This window comes from Pseudooceanicola lipolyticus (genome assembly GCF_002786325.1).
Classification (GTDB): Bacteria; Pseudomonadota; Alphaproteobacteria; order Rhodobacterales; family Rhodobacteraceae; genus Pseudooceanicola_C; species Pseudooceanicola_C lipolyticus.
This window is the reverse complement of record NZ_PGTB01000262.1, coordinates 1-3,385: the sequence shown is the minus strand read 5'-3', so window position 1 is coordinate 3,385 and position 3,385 is coordinate 1. Positions and strand designations below refer to the sequence as shown.

Here is a 3,385-nt window from a genome sequence, read left to right as displayed (position 1 = left end):
GGGCTGCGCTGGCTGCGGAAGGACACGCCGTGATCGCCGGGGGCGGCGTCGGCGGCATGGGGCGCCGCCTCGGTCGCCGGGTCGGGATCGGCGCGGCGGCGCAGTTTCTGCGCGATGGATTCGGTCATCGCCTTCATCGTCGAAACCGAATCCTCGGACTTGTCGACGGCGGCGGAAAACTCGTGCACCATCGGTTCCAGCTGGCGCAGCACCTGCACCAGGTTCCGCACCCGCCGGTCGACCAGATAGGCATAGGCCAGCACCCCGGCGAGCAGGGCCAGGATTACGAAATCAATCAAAAGCGACATCTTTGGGTTCTTCCTCTTCGCTGAAATCCCGGTTGATCCGGAGCGCCACCGCCCCGTTGCGCCGCCGGCCGATGGCGGCGGTGAACATCTTGAGTTCGCCGCAGGCGACGGTGACCTCCTGGTCGACGTGAATGCCCAGGTCGATGGTGCGGCCGGGGCTCCAGTTCAGGATGTCGGAGAGCTGCAGGCTGGGTTCGTGCAGCACCGCATCGACGCTGACCGCGGTGTCCTGCAGCGAATCGTTGAGCAATTCGCGCCACGAGCTGTCGCCACCCAACTGGCCGCCGCGGAACGGCGCCGCCAGCTGGGGCCGCACGCTTTCGAACGAGGTTTGCGGCAGCAGGAAGATCAGGGTGCCGCCGCGCTCTTCCAGGGTGATCTTCATCGTCACCTTGACGCAGGGCGTCGACGGCGCCGCCAGTACCAGCGCCTGCGGGCTGCCCTCGATCCGGTCGACCTCGAACTGCACCTCGAACAGCCGCACGAAGGCCTCGGTCAGCGCCTCGAGCGCGACCTCGCAGAGGCGCTGGCCAAAGCGTTTCTCGATGGTGGAATAGGCGCGCGGGGTCCAGTAGGTCTGCGCCGCGCTGCGCCCGCCCAGCATGATTTCCAACGTCGCGAACAGCAGTTCGGGGTCGAGTATCAGGCCGATGCTGCCATCCCAGGGCTGGACTTCGGTCACCAGCGCCAGGCTTTGCGGCGACAGGCTGTCCAGCGCCTCGCCGCAGGACATGTATTCGAAGGCTTCCAGCTCGGCCTCGGCGCTGGCACCGGCGCAATAGGCCTTGAGCACCGGGCCGAGACCCAGCGCGAAGCGGTCGAAGATCACTTCCAGCACCGGCAGTTTCTGGTGGTTGGATCGGGCGCTGCGGATGATTTCTTCTTCGATCCGTTCGGCGCTGTCGGTCTGGGCTTGGGTCATGGCGTTACTGCACGATCAGGTCGGCGATAAGGATTTCATGCGGCGCGTCGCTTTCGGTGATGACGCGGGCGCGGCGCAGAAGCTCTTGCTTGATGGTGATCAGGCCGAGCGTGCCCTGCAGGTCGCGCTCGGTCAGCTGGCGAAGATAGTCCTGGAAGCTGTCGCGCAGGAACAGGCGGCGTTCCTCGATCCGTTCGGCGCCTTCGACCTGGTCGTCGAAGACCAGCGCGATGTTCAGCTTCATGAAGCGGCTGGTGGTGCGGCCGGTGGCGGTGGTGGCGTTGATGTTGACGATGATCTCGCGGAACGGCGTCACCGCCATCTCATTGGCCGGGCGCGTCGTTTCGGCACCTTTGCCAGCCTCGGGCGCGGCGGCGCCCTGGTCCTTGCCCTCGGTCATCGCCGGTTCGCCGCCCCCGGCGGCGCCGGTCAGCGCCGCGCGCAGCTTGTCGGTGCCGAGCGCCAGGGTCAGCCCGCCAATGGCCCCGCCGAGGCAGAGCAGCAGCAGAACAAGCACCGCCACCATTCTGCCGCCGGGAACCCGAAAGCCCGAAGATTGATTTTCTGTCTCCGACGTCATGCGCTATCCGACAGGTTAAAGAATTAATAAGGATAATATCGCAACAGGCGATTGAATTGGCAAGCATAATTTGGGCTTTTTAACTTGCCTTTCATGAATAGAGAAGGTTAAATCTTGTTGAAACATCGGGCAGAATCGAGCGGGCCTTGGGCAAGTGCAGTCACTACTGAGCAATCTTCAGTCTTTGGGCCGGATGCGGCTGGCCTTGCTGGGTGGCACGGGTCTGGTGCTGCTGTTGGCGCTTTTCTTTGGCCTGCGGATGGTGATGGCGCCGGATTATGTCCAGCTTTACAGCGGCTTGACCCCGGCCACCGCCAGCAGCGTGATCGACACGCTGGAGCAGGACGGGTTTCGCGTGCAGCTGAGCGACTCGGGGTCGACCATCAGCGTGCCGCGCGAATCGCTGCCCCGCGCACGCATGGCGCTGGCCGATCAGGGGCTGCCCTCGGATGGCACGCCGGGCTGGGAATTGTTCGACGACACCAGCGGTCTGGGGATGAATTCGTTTTTGCAGCGGGTTAACCGGCTGCGGGCGATGGAGGGCGAATTGGCCCGGTCGATCCAGACCATCGACGGGGTGGCCGCGGCGCGGGTGCATATCGTGCTGCCCGAACGCGAAGCGTTTTCGCGCGAGCGGCCCGATCCCAGCGCCTCGGTCATCGTGCGCGGCGCCGCCAGCCGCACCATCAGCCGCCGTCAGGGCAACGCGATCCGCGCGCTGGTGGCCGCGGCGGTGCCCGACCTGTCGCCGATGCGGGTGACGGTTCTGTCGGCCAGCGGCGAGACCATCCTGGCCGAAGAGGGCGAGGGCGCGGCGGAGGTGACGCTGCAATCGGTGCGTGCCGGCATCGAAGAGCGCATGGCACAGAATATCACCCAGATCCTGTCGGCGCGGGTGGGGGCCGGCAATGCGCGGGTGCAGGTCAGTGTCGACCTGAACGGCGAGCGCCAGGTGGTGCGGCAGCAGAGTTTCGACCCGGCGCAGCGGGTGGTGCGCTCGACCGAGACCACCGAGGAAAGCAACGAGGACCGCGAGCTGGCGGCGGGCGAAGTCGGGGTGAACGGGAATATCCCGGCCGAGCTGGCCGATGGGGCCGATGCCGAGGGCGGCAACAGCAATACCAGCGAGCGCACCCGCGAGATCGTCAATTACGAGATCGGCAAGACCGAAAGCGAAACCATCCGCGAACCGGGCGAGGTGCGACGGCTGTCGGTCGCGGTGCTGGTCAACGGCATCTACAACATCGCCGACAATGGCGAGGTCGACTATGCCGAGCGCGATGCCGAAGAGCTGGCGCGGCTGGAAGAGCTGGTGAAATCGGCGGTCGGGTTCGACGAGGCGCGCGGCGATATCGTGTCGGTCGATAGCCTGCGCTTCATGGATTACTCGATGGATGTGGGCGACCCGGTGCGCCCGTCGATGGGCCAGCTGGTGTCGGAGCATTTCGGTTCGATCCTGCGTGGCGTGATGGCGCTGGCGCTGGTGACGGCGATCCTGGGCTTTGGCGTGCGCCCGCTGATGCGGCAGCTGCAGACGGCGGGCCCGGGCACCGCGCTGGCGGTGGCCGGCGGCGG

4 protein-coding genes are annotated in these 3,385 nt (G+C 66.1%); 1 reads left to right on the top strand and 3 read right to left on the bottom strand.

Annotated elements, in window-relative coordinates:
* The 3 genes from CVM52_RS24585 to CVM52_RS24575 form a co-directional block, all read right to left on the bottom strand.
* The coding region (locus CVM52_RS24585; protein WP_133119978.1) for a hypothetical protein at positions 1-308 on the bottom strand (308 nt) is incomplete at its 3' end.
* Complete coding sequence (locus CVM52_RS24580; protein WP_100164920.1) at positions 292-1,230, bottom strand: flagellar motor switch protein FliM; 939 nt, start codon at positions 1,228-1,230, stop codon at positions 292-294. The genes CVM52_RS24585 and CVM52_RS24580, both read right to left, overlap by 17 nt.
* A 4-nt stretch (positions 1,231-1,234) precedes the next feature.
* Positions 1,235-1,756: a flagellar basal body-associated FliL family protein gene (locus tag CVM52_RS24575; protein WP_100164919.1), complete on the bottom strand. Its 522-nt coding sequence runs from the start codon at positions 1,754-1,756 to the stop codon at positions 1,235-1,237.
* Positions 1,757-1,964: 208 nt separating this feature from the next.
* Here CVM52_RS24575 and fliF point away from each other — a divergent pair.
* On the top strand, positions 1,965-3,385 hold a 1,421-nt coding region (fliF, locus tag CVM52_RS24570; RefSeq protein ID WP_100164922.1), incomplete at its 3' end, for a flagellar basal-body MS-ring/collar protein FliF.